Origin of the sequence: Streptomyces sp. NPDC059850, from assembly GCF_042731515.1 — a bacterium.
In the GTDB taxonomy this organism is placed as follows: Bacteria; Actinomycetota; Actinomycetes; order Streptomycetales; family Streptomycetaceae; genus Streptomyces.
In genome coordinates, this window is sequence record NZ_JBHWJI010000013.1 from 96116 (window position 1) to 111402 (window position 15287).

At 71.4% G+C, this 15287-nt stretch carries 13 protein-coding genes and 1 pseudogene; 7 read left to right on the forward strand and 7 right to left on the reverse strand.

Annotation, left to right across the window (positions count from 1 at the left end):
• Nucleotides 1–472 precede the first annotated feature (472 nt).
• Both ACFV9T_RS13370 and ACFV9T_RS13375 read right to left on the reverse strand, forming a co-directional pair.
• Nucleotides 473–1834, reverse strand: a complete 1362-nt coding sequence (locus ACFV9T_RS13370; RefSeq protein ID WP_385439450.1) for an aspartate aminotransferase family protein — start codon at nt 1832–1834, stop codon at nt 473–475.
• Between the two features lie 2 nt (nt 1835–1836).
• Complete coding sequence (locus tag ACFV9T_RS13375) at nt 1837–2310, reverse strand: Lrp/AsnC family transcriptional regulator (protein ID WP_385439452.1); 474 nt, start codon at nt 2308–2310, stop codon at nt 1837–1839.
• A 178-nt stretch (nt 2311–2488) separates the two neighbouring features.
• On the opposite strand from ACFV9T_RS13375, the gene ACFV9T_RS13380 reads away from it, so the two are divergent.
• Nucleotides 2489–3940 (forward strand): gamma-aminobutyraldehyde dehydrogenase, encoded by a 1452-nt coding sequence (locus ACFV9T_RS13380; protein ID WP_385439454.1) that lies wholly within the window; start codon nt 2489–2491, stop codon nt 3938–3940.
• A 12-nt stretch (nt 3941–3952) separates the two neighbouring features.
• Here ACFV9T_RS13380 and ACFV9T_RS13385 read toward each other — a convergent pair whose 3' ends face one another.
• Together ACFV9T_RS13385 and ACFV9T_RS13390 are read right to left on the reverse strand one after the other, a co-directional pair.
• Nucleotides 3953–4642, reverse strand: a complete 690-nt coding sequence (locus tag ACFV9T_RS13385) for a glycerophosphodiester phosphodiesterase (protein WP_385439456.1) — start codon at nt 4640–4642, stop codon at nt 3953–3955.
• A complete protein-coding gene (locus ACFV9T_RS13390) occupies nt 4639–5661 on the reverse strand; it encodes an adenosine deaminase (RefSeq protein WP_385439459.1) in 1023 nt (340 codons plus the stop codon). Before ACFV9T_RS13390 ends, ACFV9T_RS13385 begins: the two co-directional genes overlap by 4 nt.
• A gap of 114 nt (nt 5662–5775) precedes the next feature.
• On the opposite strand from ACFV9T_RS13390, the gene ACFV9T_RS13395 reads away from it, so the two are divergent.
• Complete coding sequence (locus ACFV9T_RS13395) at nt 5776–6678, forward strand: DUF4190 domain-containing protein (RefSeq protein ID WP_385439461.1); 903 nt, start codon at nt 5776–5778, stop codon at nt 6676–6678.
• On the opposite strand, the pseudogene ACFV9T_RS13400 reads toward ACFV9T_RS13395, so the two are convergent.
• Nucleotides 6624–7025: pseudogene (locus ACFV9T_RS13400) on the reverse strand (NADAR family protein); the annotation flags it as partial. The gene ACFV9T_RS13395 and the pseudogene ACFV9T_RS13400 overlap by 55 nt on opposite strands.
• A 168-nt stretch (nt 7026–7193) precedes the next feature.
• On the opposite strand from ACFV9T_RS13400, the gene ACFV9T_RS13405 reads away from it, so the two are divergent.
• The 5 genes from ACFV9T_RS13405 to ACFV9T_RS13425 are packed head-to-tail and all read left to right on the forward strand — an operon-like array spanning nt 7194 to nt 12765.
• Nucleotides 7194–8441: a spermidine/putrescine ABC transporter substrate-binding protein gene (locus tag ACFV9T_RS13405; RefSeq protein WP_385439463.1), complete on the forward strand. Its 1248-nt coding sequence runs from the start codon at nt 7194–7196 to the stop codon at nt 8439–8441.
• A gap of 25 nt (nt 8442–8466) precedes the next feature.
• Entirely contained in the window at nt 8467–9627 is a 1161-nt protein-coding gene (locus ACFV9T_RS13410) for an ABC transporter ATP-binding protein (protein WP_385439466.1), read from the forward strand.
• Nucleotides 9624–10553 carry an ABC transporter permease gene (locus ACFV9T_RS13415; RefSeq protein ID WP_385439468.1) on the forward strand — a complete coding sequence of 310 codons (930 nt, stop codon included), beginning with the start codon at nt 9624–9626 and terminating at the stop codon, nt 10551–10553. Before ACFV9T_RS13410 ends, ACFV9T_RS13415 begins: the two co-directional genes overlap by 4 nt.
• Complete coding sequence (locus tag ACFV9T_RS13420; protein WP_385439471.1) at nt 10553–11347, forward strand: ABC transporter permease; 795 nt, start codon at nt 10553–10555, stop codon at nt 11345–11347. The genes ACFV9T_RS13415 and ACFV9T_RS13420 overlap by 1 nt, the downstream gene beginning before the upstream one ends.
• A gap of 5 nt (nt 11348–11352) precedes the next feature.
• Complete coding sequence (locus ACFV9T_RS13425) at nt 11353–12765, forward strand: NAD(P)/FAD-dependent oxidoreductase (protein ID WP_385439473.1); 1413 nt, start codon at nt 11353–11355, stop codon at nt 12763–12765.
• A gap of 9 nt (nt 12766–12774) precedes the next feature.
• On the opposite strand, the gene ACFV9T_RS13430 is transcribed toward ACFV9T_RS13425, so the two are convergent.
• Nucleotides 12775–13473 carry a phosphatase PAP2 family protein gene (locus tag ACFV9T_RS13430; RefSeq protein ID WP_385439475.1) on the reverse strand — a complete coding sequence of 233 codons (699 nt, stop codon included), beginning with the start codon at nt 13471–13473 and terminating at the stop codon, nt 12775–12777.
• A gap of 283 nt (nt 13474–13756) precedes the next feature.
• On the reverse strand, nt 13757–15106 hold the full coding sequence (gene gabT / locus ACFV9T_RS13435) for a 4-aminobutyrate--2-oxoglutarate transaminase (RefSeq protein ID WP_385439477.1): 1350 nt from the start codon (nt 15104–15106) through the stop codon (nt 13757–13759).
• Nucleotides 15107–15287 lie beyond the last annotated feature (181 nt).

Consider the following 15287-nt stretch of genomic DNA (forward strand, 5'->3'; position numbering starts at 1 on the left):
GCGCCGGTTCGCCGTCTCCCGCGTGCGGACGCCGGTCCGCCGCGTGCCGCCCGCAGGCGGTGCCGCCCGCAGGCGGTGGCGCCCCGGCCGCGGAGCCTCCGGCTGGGGAAGGGGCGGACCCGTCCGGGGGTTGGGACCGCGCCGCTGGCGGACCGGCGGCCGGGGCCCGGCTGGCAGGGCGCCGGGGTCGCTCGCGGATGACGACGGCGCCCCGCCGACCGCGCCGGGCGAGGTGGAGGACGAACTCGGCGTTCGGCCTCGGCCTTGTTGCCGGAGGGGTGCCACCGCTGGCCGGAGCGTGGGCCGCGTACCCCGTTCGCGCCGACGGCGCCGCGTCCCGGCTGTGGCCTGGGCCGCGTACCTCGTTCGCGCTGCGGGTGCCGCGCGCGGCAGCGCACCGGGTGTGGGGTCCAGGGGCGGAGCCCCTGGGTTCGGGGAGGGGCGGGGTGGGGAAGTGCCACCCCGCCGCCGGTCAGAGCTTCGTCCACGCCTCCGTGAGCACGGCCCTGAGCACCTGCTCGATCTCGTCGAACAGCGCCTGGTCCGCGATCAGCGGCGGGGCCAGCTGGATGACCGGGTCGCCTCGGTCGTCGGCGCGGCAGTAGAGGCCGTTGTCGTACAGCGCCTTGGAGAGGAAGTCGTAGAGGACGCGTTCGGTCTCGTCCGCGCTGAACGACTCCTTCGTGGCCTTGTCCTTCACCAGCTCGATGCCGTAGAAGAAGCCGTTCCCCCGGACGTCGCCGACGATCGGCAGGTCGTGCAGCCGCTCCAGGGTGGACCGGAACGTGCCCTCCGTGTCCAGCACATGCTGGTTCAGCCCCTCGCGCTCGAAGATGTCGAGGTTGGTGAGGGCCACGGCGGCCGAGACGGGGTGGCCGCCGAAGGTGTAGCCGTGGAGGAAGGTGTTGCCGCCCCGGTAGAAGGGCTCGGCGAGCCGGTCGGAGACGAGGCACGCGCCGATCGGGGAGTAGCCGGAGGTCATGCCTTTCGCGCAGGCGATCATGTCCGGGACGTAGCCGAACTTGTCGCACGCGAACATCGTGCCCAGCCGCCCGAACGCGCAGATGACCTCGTCCGAGACGAGCAGCACGTCGTACTCGTCGCAGATCTCGCGCACCCGCTGGAAGTACCCGGGCGGCGGCGGAAAGCAGCCGCCCGCGTTCTGTACCGGCTCCAGGAAGACGGCGGCGACGGTGTCCGGGCCCTCGAAGAGGATCTGCTGCTCGATCTGGTCGGCGCACCAGCGGCCGAACGCCTCCGGGTCGTCGCCGTGGATGGGCGCCCGGTAGATGTTGGTGTTGGGCACCTTGTGGGCGCTGGGGACCAGCGGTTCGAACGGGGCCTTGAGCCCGGGGACGCCGGTGATCGACAGGGCGCCCTGGGTGGTGCCGTGGTAGGCGACCGCCCGGGATATGACCTTGTGCTTGGTGGGCTTGCCGGTGAGCTTGAAGTACTGCTTGGCCAGCTTCCAGGCGGTCTCGACGGCCTCGCCGCCGCCGGTGGTGAAGAAGACCTTGTTGAGGTCGCCGGGCGCGTGCTGGGCCAGCCGCTCGGCCAGTTCGACGGCCTTGGGGTGGGCGTAGCTCCACACCGGGAAGAAGGCCAGCTCCTGCGCCTGCTTGTAGGCGGTCTCCGCGAGTTCGACGCGCCCGTGACCGGCCTGCACCACGAACAGCCCGGCGAGGCCGTCGATGTAGCGCTTGCCCTTGTCGTCGTAGATGTACGTGCCCTCGCCGCGCACGATCGTCGGCACGGGGGCGTTCTCGTACGACGACATGCGGGTGAAGTGCATCCACAGGTGGTCGTACGCCGTCTTGGAGAGGTCCGCGCTCATGGCTATCTCGTTCCCCAGGTGTAGGTCTGCTTACGGAGCTTGAGGTAGACGAAGCTCTCGGTGGAGCGCACGCCGGACAGCGTCCGGATCCGCTTGTTGATCGTTTCAAGGAGGTGGTCGTCGTCCTCGCAGACGATCTCGACGAGGAGATCGAAGGAGCCCGCGGTGACGACCACGTACTCGACCTCTTCCATGGCGGTCAGCGCGTCCGCGACCGGGTCGAGATCGCCGTCGACGTGGATCCCGACCATCGCCTGGCGCCGGAACCCCACGGTGAGGGGGTCGGTGACGGCGACGATCTGCATCACGCCCTGGTCGAGCAGCTTCTGCACGCGCTGCCGCACCGCCGCCTCGGACAGTCCGACGGCCTTGCCGATGGCGGCGTAGGGGCGGCGCCCGTCCTCCTGGAGCTGCTCGATGATCGCCAGGGATACGGAGTCGAGCGACTGCGTGCCGTTCTTATCAGGTGTGGCCACGACCCTCACTGTGCACGAGCCTCGACTGTCTGGCAACCCTCGATCAATGAATTTCGTTGTCGCGGTGGGTTTAATTCACTGATTCCGTTGTTCTGGTGTGGCGGGTATGTTGAAAGCGTCGTCCCCGAGACTAGGGTGGGTGTCTCACCCATCGGACAGCTGACAGGAGGGGTGGCACGTGACCACCGAGCTGCGTCGTTTGCGCAACTACATCGACGGGGAGTTCCGGGACGCCGCGGACGGGCGCACCACGGAGGTGGTCAACCCGGCCACGGGCGAGGTGTACGCCACGGCGCCGCTGTCGGGAGCGGCCGACGTGGACGCGGCGATGGCCGCGGCCGCGGCCGCCTTCCCGGCCTGGCGCGACCTGGTGCCCGGCGAGCGGCAGAAGGCCCTGCTGAAGATCGCCGACGCCTTCGAGGCGCGGGCGGAAGAGCTGATCGCGGTCGAGTCGGAGAACACCGGCAAGCCGATCGGGCTCACGCGGGACGAGGAGATCCCGCCGATGATCGACCAGATCCGGTTCTTCGCGGGCGCGGCACGGATGCTGGAGGGCCGCTCGGCCGGTGAGTACATGGAAGGGTTGACCTCGATCATCCGGCGCGAGCCGGTCGGGGTGTGCGCGCAGGTCGCGCCGTGGAACTACCCGATGATGATGGCCGTGTGGAAGTTCGCGCCGGCGCTGGCGGCGGGCAACACGGTCGTCATCAAGCCCTCCGACACCACCCCGGCCTCCACCGTGCTCTTCGCCGAGATCATCGGCGGGGTGCTGGCGGAACTGGGCCATCCGCAGGGCGTTTTCAACGTCATCTGCGGCGACCGGGACACCGGGCGGCTGATGGTCGAGCACGACGTGCCCGCCATGGCGTCCATCACCGGCTCGGTGCGGGCCGGTATGCAGGTCGCGGAGAGCGCGTCGAAGGACCTCAAGCGGGTCCACCTGGAGCTGGGCGGCAAGGCGCCGGTCGTGGTCTTCGAGGACAGCGACATCGCCAAGGCCGTCGAGGACATCTCGGTCGCGGGCTTCTTCAACGCGGGCCAGGACTGTACGGCGGCCACCCGCGTGCTCGTCCACGAGTCGATCCACGACGAGTTCGTGACCGCCCTGGCCAAGGCCGCGGCGGACACCAAGACCGGGGCCCCGGACGACGAGGACGTGCTGTTCGGCCCGCTCAACAGCGCCAACCAGCTGGCCCAGGTCAGCGGCTTCATCGAGCGGCTGCCCGCGCACGCCAAGGTCGAGGCGGGCGGCCACCGGGTCGGCGAGAAGGGCTTCTTCTACGCGCCCACCGTGGTCTCCGGGCTCCAGCAGGACGACGAGATCGTCCAGCACGAGGTCTTCGGGCCGGTCATCACCGTCCAGTCGTTCTCCGACGAGGCCCAGGCGGTGCGGTACGCCAACGGCGTGGAGTACGCGCTCGCCTCATCGGTGTGGACCAAGGACCACGGCCGCGCGATGCGGATGTCCAAGGCGCTGGACTTCGGCTGCGTCTGGATCAACACCCATATCCCGCTGGTCGCCGAGATGCCGCACGGCGGATTCAAGAAGTCCGGTTACGGCAAGGACCTGTCGGCGTACGGCTTCGAGGACTACACCCGCATCAAGCACGTGATGACGTCGCTGGGTTGATCCTTTTCGGGATCAGCGGCGGCTGAGCAGGGCGCAGAGGGTGCCGATGCGGTTCGTGGTGATCGCGTCGGCACCCGCGCGCAGCAGCCGCGCCATCGAGCGGCGGGTGTCGGCGGTCCAGGCGGAGACCAGCAGGCCGTCCGCGTGGGCGCGTTCGACCAGGCCGGGGGAGACCAGGCCGAAGCGGTAGTTGAGCCAGCGGGGGCGCAGATCGGCCAGCAGGGTGGGCCGGGGCGGCGCGAGGGTGGTCCAGGTCAGGGAGATCTCAGCGCCGGGTTCCGCGCGGCGCACCCGGCGTAGCGCGGACAGCTCGCCGCAGTAGTACACCCGGTCGGCGGCCCCGGCCTCGCGCACCTCGGCGACGGCCGCCAGGGCCGCCGACGCGTGGGGCAGGTCGATCAGCAGCCGGGCCGGGCCGGTCGCCGTGAGCGCGTCGCGCAGCGTGGGTATGCCCCCGCCGGACAGCTGCCGCACCTCCTCGGCGGTCAGCGCGGACAGCGGCCGGTCGTGCCCCCAGAGCCGTTTGAGGGTGGCGTCGTGCAGCAGGACCGGGACGCCGTCCCGGGTCAGCCGGACGTCGATCTCCACCGCGCCCGCCCCGGCGCGCACCGCCGAGCCGAGCGACGCGAGGGTGTTCTCGCGGTGGGTGTACGGGTCGCCGCGGTGGCCGACCGGTATGAAGGCCGCGCCCGCCACCGTCATCGGGTCATGACCGACGTGTAGGCGTCGATCTCCGCGGCCAGCCGTGCCTTGCCCGGCGCGTCCAGGAACGACGCCTCGACGGCGTTCTTCGCGAGCGCCGCCACACCCGCCGCGTCCAGGCCGAGCAGCCGGGCGGCGACCGCGTACTCGGTGTTGAGGTCGGTGCCGAACATCGGCGGGTCGTCGCTGTTGATGGTGACGAACACCCCGGCCTCGACCAGCTGCTTGATGGGGTGCTCGTCGAGGGTGGCGACCGCGCGGGTGGCGATGTTGGAGGTCGGGCAGACCTCCAGCGGAATGCGGTGCTCCGCGAGATGGGCCAGCAGCTTCGGGTCCTGGACGGCGGTGGTGCCATGGCCGATCCGCTCGGCGCGCAGCTCGGTGAGGGCGTCCCAGATGGTCTGCGGTCCGGTGGTCTCGCCCGCGTGCGGAACGCTGTGCAGCCCGGCGGCGATGGCGCGGTCGAAGTACGGCTTGAACTGCGGGCGCGGCACGCCGATCTCGGGCCCGCCGAGGCCGAACGAGACCAGCCCCTCGGGGCGCAGGTCGCAGGCGATGCGGGCGGTCTCCTCGGCGGACTGCAGCCCGGCCTCGCCGGGGATGTCGAAGCACCAGCGCAGTACGGTGCCGAACTCGGCCTCGGCCGCCTTGCGGGCGTCCTCGATCGCCTCGGTGAACGCGGCGTCCGGAATGCCGCGCCGGGTCGAGCTGTAGGGGGTGACGGTCAGCTCGGCGTAGCGGATGTTCTGCCGGGCCATGTCGCGGGCGATCTCGTAGGTGAGCAGCCGCACGTCCTCGGCGTCGCGGATCAGATCCACCACGGAGAGATAGACGTCGATGAAGTGCGCGAAGTCACGGAAGACGAAGTAGTCGGCCAGCGCCTCCGGATCGGTGGGCACCTTGGAGTCCGGGTGGCGTGCCGCTAGCTCGGCCACGATGCGCGGGGACGCCGAACCGACGTGGTGGACATGCAGCTCCGCCTTGGGCAGTCCGGCGATGAAGGCGGTGAGATCGGTCAACGAGAACCTCCGGGTGACGGCCGCCTGCGGCGGGCTCCGGTCATCGTAGACGCGGCCCTACGGGGCGGTAGCGCCAGGCCGTAGCATGGGCGGACATCGCTGTGGGGGAGATACATGGCTGACCAGCCCGACCAGCACGACCAGCCGCGGCAGCCGGAGCCGCGCGACCACGACCCCTGGGCCCCGCCGGCCCCGCGTACATCTTTGGACAAGCCGTCGTCCCGGCCCTCGGTGGCCGAACAGCAGACGCTCACCTCGCTGCCCACGGGCCCGGCCGTCCCGCCCCCGCCTCCCGCCCCCGGGCCGCCGCCCGCCGCGCCGGGACCCCCGCCGGGCGGCCCGACCCTGCCGAGCGGCCCGACCCTGCCGAGCGGCCCGACCCTGCCGAGCGGCGCCATCCCGCCGGGCGCGGTGCCCCCGCCGCCGCCCGCCCCGACCGGCCCGGGCACCCCGAGCGCGTACCGGGGTTCGCCGTACGGCACCGGCGGTTACGGTCAGCCGGGCTACGGCGGCCAGGCCCCGTACGGCGGGCCCGGCTACGGCTACCCCGGCGCGGCGTACCCCGGCTACCCGGGCACCGCCTATCCCGGCCACCCCGGCACCGCCTATCCCGGCACGGCTTACCCGGGTGCGGGCTACCCCGGCGCGGGCTATGCGCAGGGCTGGCAGGCGGGCGGTCCCTCGATGCCGAACAACGGCACCGGCACGGCCGCCCTGGTGCTCGGCATCATCGGTCTGGCCTTCTTCGCCAGCGTCGTGCTGGGCATCATCCTCGGCGTCCTCGCGATCATCTTCGGGGCGATCGGCCGCGCCAAGGCGAGCCGGGGCGAGGCGACCAACGGCAACGTGGCCCTCGCCGGGCTCATCGTCGGGTCGGCCGCCGTGGTGGCGGGCGTGGCGATGATCTTCGTCTATGTCGCGGCCGCGGACGGGGACAGCTCGGATGACACCGACGACTCGGGCTATGCGCGGATGTCGGTCGTGCGGCTGGTGCCGTCCGCCGATATGAGCCGCTGACGCGCCTCCATCAGCGCGAAGCCCAGCAGATTGAGCCCGCGCCAGCGGGCCGGGTCCGCCGCCCGCTCGTCGTCCGCCGCCAGCCCGATGCCCCATATCCGGTCCACCGGGCTGGCCTCCACCAGCACCCGGGTGTTGGTCCCGAGCAGATAGTCGCGCAGCGGCGGATGCTGCCCGAACTTGTGCACACTGCCCTCGACGACCAGCGCGAAGCGGTGCTCCCGCCACCGCGCCTCGTCGAACCCGCGCACCGAACGGCCCGCGTCCTTGGCCTGCTTGGGGTGCGAGGCGGCCAGCGCCCGCCGCTCGGCGTCCCCATCCCCGAACAGCCGCGCCTTCCCGGCCACCGACAGTGGTCCGGGCGGCGGGGACGGTTACGGCGGGGTGGCGTCACCGAATCCGTTGCGCAACCAAAAAGCAACGACGAAATCCCTTGTTGAGGCAAGGGTGCTCTGTCAGGATCGGCCTTCAATCGTGGTCGGAGGCACGCCGCTCTTCCTCGAAAGGCACCGCGTATGGAATCACGGCACGAGCCCGAGAGCCTGTCCGCGCCCCAACTCGCCGCGATCCGGCGCAGCATGACCGGCGGCCGCATGGCGCTGTCCCGCCGCGCCCTGCTGCGCGCGGGCGGCGCCGGAGCGTTCGCCGCGTGCGGGCTCGGGGCGCTCAGCGGCTGCGGCATCCCGCCCGCCGGGCGGACCGGCGCCGACAGCGCCGCGGACGATCACTCCGCCGAGGAGAAGAGGGTCACCTTCTCCAACTGGACGGAGTACATGGACGAGACCAAGGGCGGCCGCCGCCCGACCCTGGAGGAGTTCCGGCGCCGCACCGGCATCACGGTGAAGTACACCGAGGACATCAACGACAACGTCGAGTTCTTCGGCAAGATCAAGCCGCAGCTCGCCGCGGGCCAGGACACCGGCCGCGACCTCATCTGCGTCACCGACTGGCTGGCCGCCCGGATGATCCGGCTCGGCTGGGTGCAGACCCTGGACGCGGCCAACCTGCCCCACGCCTATACGCATCTGGCGGCGGAGTTCCGCGACCCGGACTGGGACCCGGGCCGCGCCCACTCCTACCCCTGGACCGGCATCCCCGCCGTCATCGCGTACAACAAGAAGGCCACCGGCGGCCGCGCCGTCACCTCCGTCTCCCAGCTCCTGGACGACCCTCGGCTGAAGGGCCGGGTCGGCCTGCTCACCGAGATGCGCGACACCGTCGGGCTGACCCTTCTCGACATGGGCAAACGGCCCGAGGACGTCACCGCCGACGACTTCGGAGCGGCGATCGCCCGCCTCCAGAAGGCCTCCGACCGGGGCCAGATCCGCCGCTTCACCGGCAACGACTACACCGGCGACCTCACCCGGGGCGACCTCGCCGCCTGCGTCGCCTGGGCCGGTGACCTGATCCAGCTCCAGGCCGACAACCCGGAGATCGAGTTCGCCATCCCCGACGCCGGTTACATGACCGCCACCGACAACCTCCTCATCCCGGCCAAGGCCCGCCACAAGAAGAACGCCGAACGGCTCATCGACTACTACTACGAGCCCAAGGTCGCCGCGAAGATCGCCGCCTACATCAACTACGTCTGCCCGGTCGACGGCGTACGCGCCGAACTCGCGAAGATCGACAAGGAGCTGGCGGACAACCCGCTGATCCTCCCCGACGCGGAGATGGCCGCCAAGTCCCATGCCTTCCGCTCCCTGTCGAGCAAGGAAGAGACGGCGTTCGAGGACGCGTTCGCCAAGCTCACCGGCGCCTGACGGCCTGACACGCGAGGAAGCCCCCATGACCCAGCCCACCACCAGCGGCGGCGATGTCCGGCTCGACGGGATCAGCAAGACCTACGGGTCCTTCACCGCCGTCCACCCGCTCGACCTCCGAATACCCGCCGGTTCCTTCTTCGCCCTGCTCGGCGCCTCCGGCTGTGGCAAGACCACCACCCTGCGCATGATCGCCGGACTGGAGGAGCCCACCACCGGCACCATCCGGCTCGCCGGGGACGACGTCACCGCCCTCCCGCCGCACCGGCGGCCGGTCAACACCGTCTTCCAGAGCTACGCCCTCTTCCCGCACCTCGACATCTACGAGAACGTCGCCTTCGGGCTGCGCCGCCGGGGCATCAAGTCGGTGAAGAAGCAGGTCGGGGAGATGCTGGAACTCGTCCAGCTCGGTGACTTCGCCCGCCGCAGACCCCAGCAGCTCTCCGGCGGCCAGCAGCAGCGCGTCGCCCTCGCCCGCGCACTGATCAACCACCCCCGGGTGCTGCTCCTCGACGAGCCGCTGGGCGCGCTCGACCTCAAGCTGCGCCGTCAGATGCAGCTCGAACTCAAGCGCATCCAGACCGAGGTCGGCATCACCTTCGTCCATGTCACCCACGACCAGGAGGAGGCCATGACCATGGCCGACACGGTCGCGGTGATGAACGGCGGCCGCGTCGAGCAGCTGGGCGACCCCGCCGAGCTGTACGAGAGCCCGGGCACCACCTTCGTCGCCAACTTCCTCGGCACCTCCAACCTCATCGAGGCCGAGATCACCGACAAGAGCGGCGGCGACCTCCTGCTCACCGCCGCCGGAGGCCGTCTCGCCCTGCCCGCCGGGCGCTGCCGCGCGCCCGCCCGCACCGGAGCCACGGTGCTGGTCGGGGTGCGCCCCGAGAAGATCTCCCTCACCCCCGCCGGGGACACGGACGCCGTCCCCGCCGCCCGCAACCGGATGACCGGCCGCATCGCGGACGCCAGCTTCCTCGGCGTCTCCACGCAGTACGTGGTGGCCACCCCGGACGGCGCCGAGCTGGCCGTCTACGAGCAGAACATCGAGCGCGACCCCCGGCTCGTCCCCGGCGCCGAGGTCGTCCTGCACTGGAACCCCGCCCACACCTTCGGCCTCGACCCGGCCCAGGGCATCGGCGCGGGCACCGACACCGCTGCCGGCGGGGAGGCGGCGTGAGCGCCACGGCCACCGAGGCGCGCGACGCGGCCCCGACCCCCGCCAGCGCCGCGCCCCGTCCCGTACGCAAGCGGCTGGTGCCCTACTGGCTGCTGCTCCCCGGCATCCTGTGGCTGCTGGTCTTCTTCGTGGCCCCGCTCGTCTACCAGGCGTCGACGTCCGTCCAGACCGGCTCCCTCGAAGAGGGGTTCCGGGTCACCTGGCACGTACAGACCTACTGGGACGCGCTCACCGAATACGCCCCGCATTTCCTGCGCTCGGTGCTGTACGCGGCCACCGCCACCGTGCTCTGCCTGCTGCTCGGCTATCCGCTCGCGTACCTCATCGCCTTCCGGGCGGGCCGCTGGCGCAATCTGCTCATGGTCCTGGTCATCGCGCCGTTCTTCACCAGCTTCCTGATCCGCACGCTCGCCTGGAAGACGATCCTGGCCGACGGCGGCCCGGTAGTGGGGGCGCTGAACTCCCTGCATCTGCTGGACGTGACCAGCTGGCTGGGGATCACCGAGGGGCAGCGGGTGCTGGCCACGCCGCTCGCCGTGGTGTGCGGGCTGACGTACAACTTCCTGCCGTTCATGATCCTGCCGCTCTACACCTCGCTGGAACGCGTCGACGGCAGGCTGCACGAGGCCGCCCGCGACCTCTACGCCCGCCCCGTCACGGTCTTCCGCAAGGTCACCTTCCCGCTGTCCATGCCGGGCGTCGTCGCGGGCACCCTGCTCACCTTCATCCCGGCCGCGGGCGACTACATCAACGCCGAGCTGCTGGGCGCCACCGACCAGAAAATGATCGGCAACGTCATCCAGTCGCAGTTCCTGCGGGTACTCGACTACCCGACGGCCGCCGCGCTGTCCTTCCTCCTCATGGCGGCGATCCTCGCGATGGTCACCGTCTACATCCGCAAGGCAGGGACGGAGGATCTCGTCTGATGGCCCTCATCCGCTGGATACGGCGCAACCTGGTGGTCCTCGCGGGGCTCGCCACCCTCGCGTATCTGATCCTGCCGAACGTCATCGTCCTGGTGTTCTCGTTCAACAAGCCGAACGGCCGCTTCAACTACGCGTGGCAGCGGTTCTCCACCGACGCCTGGACCGATCCGTGCGGCGTCGCCGACCTGTGCGGCTCGCTCGCGCTGAGCCTGCGGCTCGCGGTGTGGGCCACGCTCGGCGCGACCGTCCTCGGCACGATGATCGCCTTCGCGCTGGCCCGCTACCGCTTCCGGGCCCGCCCCGCGGTCAACAGCCTGATCTTCCTCCCGATGGCGATGCCCGAGGTCGTCATGGCCGCCTCCCTCGCCACGCTCTTCCTCAACATGGGCGTCGGCTTCGGCTTCTGGACGATCCTCATCGCGCACATCATGTTCTGCCTGAGCTTCGTCGTCACCGCCGTCAAGGCGCGCGTGATGAGCATGGACCCCCGGCTGGAACAGGCCGCCCAGGACCTCTACGCCTCCCCGGCCCAGACGTTCCTGCGCGTCACCCTGCCGATCGCCGCCCCCGGCATCGCCGCCGGTGCGCTGCTGTCCTTCGCGCTCTCCTTCGACGACTTCATCATCACCAACTTCAACGCCGGATCGACCGTGACCTTCCCCATGTTCGTGTGGGGATCCGCGCAGCGCGGCACCCCCGTCCACATCAATGTGATCGGCACGGCGATGTTCGCCGTCGCGGTGCTGTGCGTCCTCGCCGGTCAGCTGGCCGGTTCCCGCCGCAGAAGGAGCTGACCGCCATGGAAGCTCTCGCCGACGTCGCCTACACCCCGTACTGGCTGGACGACCCCGCACGGCCCCGCCCGCGCCCCGCCCTGGTCGGCGACGAGCACTGCGACCTGCTCGTCGTCGGCGGCGGCTACAGCGGGCTGTGGACCGCCCTGACCGCCAAGGAGCGCGACCCCGGCCGCGACGTGGTCCTGGTCGAGGCGCGGGAGGCCGGATGGGCCGCCTCCGGCCGCAACGGCGGCTTCTGCGCCGCCTCCCTCACCCACGGCCTCGGCAACGGCGCCGCCCGCTGGCCCCGTGAACTGCCCGAACTGGAACGGCTCGGCCACCGCAACCTGGACGCCATCGAGGCCGCCGTCGCCCGTTACGCCATCGACTGCGACTTCGAGCGCACCGGCGAGATCGACGTCGCCACCCGGCCCCACCAGATCGCCGGACTGCGCGAGACCGCCGCCCAGGCCGCCGCGCTCGGCGTCGCCGAGCCCCAGTACCTGGACCGCGACGCGGTGCGCGCCGAGGTCGACTCGCCCACCTTCCTCGCCGGGCTGTGGGACCGCCGGGGCGTGGCCATGCTGCACCCCGCCAAGCTCGCCTGGGGGCTCAAGCGGGCCTGCGCCGAGCTGGGCGTACGGATCTACGAGCACACCCCGGCCGAGCAGCTGAGCCGCGCCGGAACCGGAGCGTCTGGAACCGGCACGTCCGGGATGCTCGTGCGCACCCCGTACGGCCGGGTGCGGGCCCGGCAGGTCGCCCTGGCCACCAACGCCTTCCCGGCCCTGGTCCGCCGCGTCCGCCCGTACATCGTCCCCGTCTACGACCACGCCCTGATGACCGAACCGCTGACCGCCGCGCAGCTCGCCGCGATCGGCTGGCAGCGGCGGCAGGGCCTCAGCGACACCGCCAACCACTTCCACTACTTCCGCATCACCGCCGACCACCGCGTCCTGTGGGGCGGCTACGACATCGTCTACCGCTACGGCGGCGGGGTGCGCGCCGAATACGATCACCACCCGGCCACTTACCGCACCCTCGCCCGGCACTTCTTCCGCTGCTTCCCGCAGCTGGAGGGCGTGCGGTTCAGCCACGCCTGGGGCGGCGCGATCGACACCTGCTCCCGCTTCTCCGCGTTCTTCGGCAGCGCACACGGCGGACGCGTCGCCTACGCCCTCGGCTACACCGGCCTCGGCGTCGGTGCGAGCCGCTTCGGCGCGGAGGTGATGCTCGACCTGCTGGCCGGTGAGCCCACCGAGCGGACCCGGCTGGAGATGGTGCGCAGCAAACCGCTGCCGTTCCCGCCGGAACCGGTCCGCTGGGCGGGGATCGGCCTCACCCAGTGGTCGATGAGCCGGGCCGACGCCAACGGCGGACGGCGCAATCTGTGGCTGAAGGCGATGGACCGGGTGGGGCTGGGCTTCGACAGCTGAGCGCCGATGTCAGACGGGCGGGTTTTCGCTCCGTTCACGTACCCGGAACACCACCCACAGCAGGATGCCGCACAGACACCAGCTCCCGGCCACATCCAGCGGCCAGTGGTACGCCCGGCGGACCAGGCCCACCCCCACCGCGAGGTTGAGCAGGACGACGGCGCCGATCAGCCACCCCCGGAGCCACCCCCGGGCCCGACCGCGCAGGAGGGGGAGCAGCAGCACGGCCGCCGCGCCATAGGCGACGGCGGCCGTCGCGGCATGGCCGGACGGGAAGAATCCGGTCTCGCCCGCCAGCGGGCCGGGCGGGCCAGGGCGGTCGAGTAGCGCCTTGAGCGGTGCGACCAGGGCCGGGACCGCCGCCATCGCCAGCGCGGCGGCCAGCGGACCCGGCCACCACCGGAGTGCCGCCGCCCGGGCCCGCCACACCGCGCAGGCGAGCGCGGCGAGGAGGACCGGGAGCGCCACCGCCGTATTGCCGAGGTCGGCGAAGAACTCCGCGACGGGGGAGGGGAAGGGCGATCCGGCGATCGCGCGGCCGAGCCGCTCGTCGAACGTACGCAGCGGACCGTGGACGGCGACCTGCCAGGCGCACAGCGCGAACACCGCCAGCAGCGCGGCGGGGAGCGCGAACGTGAGGAAGACAGACGGCGACCCCGGAACAGGGGGGGTGGTTCCGGGGCCGCCGTGGCGACCGGTGTGCCGCACGCCCCGGGGGGTTTGGGGCGGGCGGCCGTCCGATCGGTGAGGAGATCCGGAGCCGGAGGCTCCAGTGGTGTGCGCGAGGGCACAGCCGGGTCGGAGCTGGGGAAGCACCGGCTCGGCATCGCCCGCAGTCCCCTGCGAGCGGGGTGTTTCTCTCATCTGGAATGACCGTACGGCAGCGAGAGGCTGTCGGACAGGCCGATCACCCACCTGTCATGGGCCCCGCACATCTTCTTCACGCGGCTCGACGATCCACCCACAGTCACCGCTCGTGTCACCGGTGGCTCTACAGCTCGGCGAAGGCGCTTTCGAGGACGTCCAGCCCCTCGTTCAGCAGGTCCTCACCGATCACCAGCGGCGGCAGGAAGCGCAGCACGTTGCCGTACGTACCGCAGGTCAGCACCAGCAGACCGGCGGCGTGGCAGGCCTTGGCGACGGCCGCCGTCGCCTCCGGGTTCGGGTCCTTGGTGCCCGGCTTCACCAGTTCGACGGCGATCATCGCGCCGCGGCCGCGGAGGTCACCGATGATGTCGTGCTTCTCCTGCAGCGCGGACAGGCGGCCCTTCATGACCTCCTCGATGCGCCGGGCCTTCGCGTTGAGGTCCAGCTCGCGCATCGTCTCGATCGCGCCCAGCGCCGCCGCGCACGCCACCGGGTTGCCGCCGTAGGTGCCGCCGAGGCCGCCGGAGTGCGCCGCGTCCATGATCTCGGCGCGGCCGGTGACAGCGGCCAGCGGAAGGCCGCCCGCGATGCCCTTGGCGGTGGTGATCAGGTCCGGGACGATGCCCTCGTCCTCGCACGCGAACCACTGGCCGGTGCGGCAGAAGCCGGACTGGATCTCGTCCGCGACGAAGACGATGCCGTTGTCCTTCGCGAACTCGGCGATCCGCGGCAGGAAGCCCTTGGCGGGTTCGATGAAGCCGCCCTCGCCGAGGACCGGCTCGATGATGATCGCGGCCACGTTCTCCGCCCCGACCTGCTTGCTGATCATGTCGATGGCCTGCGCCGCGGCCTCCTCGGCGCAGTTCTCCGCGCCCGTCAGCCAGCGGTAGGGGTAGGCGACCGGCACGCGGTAGACCTCGGGCGCGAAGGGGCCGAAGCCGTGCTTGTACGGCATGTTCTTGGCGGTGAGCGCCATGGTGAGGTTCGTCCGGCCGTGGTAGCCGTGGTCGAACACGACGACCGCCTGGCGCTTGGTGTGCGCGCGGGCGATCTTCACCGCGTTCTCGACGGCCTCGGCGCCGGAGTTGAACAGCGCCGACTTCTTGGCGTGATCGCCCGGCGTGAGCCGCGCCAGCTCCTCGCAGACCTCCACGTACCCCTCGTACGGCGTCACCATGAAACAGGTGTGCGTGAAGTCCGCCAGCTGCGCCGACGCCCGGCGCACCACGGCCTCGGCGCTGGAGCCGACCGAGGTCACGGCGATGCCGGAGCCGAAGTCGATCAGCGAATTGCCGTCCACGTCCTCGATCACGCCGCCGCCCGCGCGGGTGGTGAAGACCGGCAGCACGCTCCCCACGCCACCGGCGACCGCCGCGTTCTTACGGGCGAGCAGCTCCTGCGACTTCGGGCCGGGGATCGCGGTGACGACGCGACGCTCCTGGGGGAGGGACGGGCCTCCGGACAGTTCGGTCATGAGGTACTCCACGGGATGAAGGGGGCGTGACAGGGGCTTTACTCGCAGGCTAGGCGCGCGGCGCGGGAAGCGGCATGTTCCGTTCGGGAGCAGTGCGGGTGGTGCGTTGTCCGCGGCGGCCATAGCCGCGGCCCGGCCGTCACCTCGGCACGTCATGAGGTGCCACCCCGGTGGGGTCGCT

Bases quoted from the DNA above. Each gene is read 5' to 3' on its own strand.
- ACFV9T_RS13370 (WP_385439450.1), bottom strand. From the start codon at position 1,834: ATGAGCGCGGACCTCTCCAAGACGGCGTACGACCACCTGTGGATGCAC.
- ACFV9T_RS13385 (WP_385439456.1), bottom strand. From the start codon at position 4,642: ATGACGGTGGCGGGCGCGGCCTTCATACCGGTCGGCCACCGCGGCGAC.
- ACFV9T_RS13395 (WP_385439461.1), top strand. From the start codon at position 5,776: ATGGCTGACCAGCCCGACCAGCACGACCAGCCGCGGCAGCCGGAGCCG.
- ACFV9T_RS13405 (WP_385439463.1), top strand. From the start codon at position 7,194: ATGGAATCACGGCACGAGCCCGAGAGCCTGTCCGCGCCCCAACTCGCC.
- ACFV9T_RS13410 (WP_385439466.1), top strand. From the start codon at position 8,467: ATGACCCAGCCCACCACCAGCGGCGGCGATGTCCGGCTCGACGGGATC.
- ACFV9T_RS13420 (WP_385439471.1), top strand. From the start codon at position 10,553: ATGGCCCTCATCCGCTGGATACGGCGCAACCTGGTGGTCCTCGCGGGG.
- ACFV9T_RS13425 (WP_385439473.1), top strand. From the start codon at position 11,353: ATGGAAGCTCTCGCCGACGTCGCCTACACCCCGTACTGGCTGGACGAC.
- gabT (WP_385439477.1), bottom strand. From the start codon at position 15,106: ATGACCGAACTGTCCGGAGGCCCGTCCCTCCCCCAGGAGCGTCGCGTC.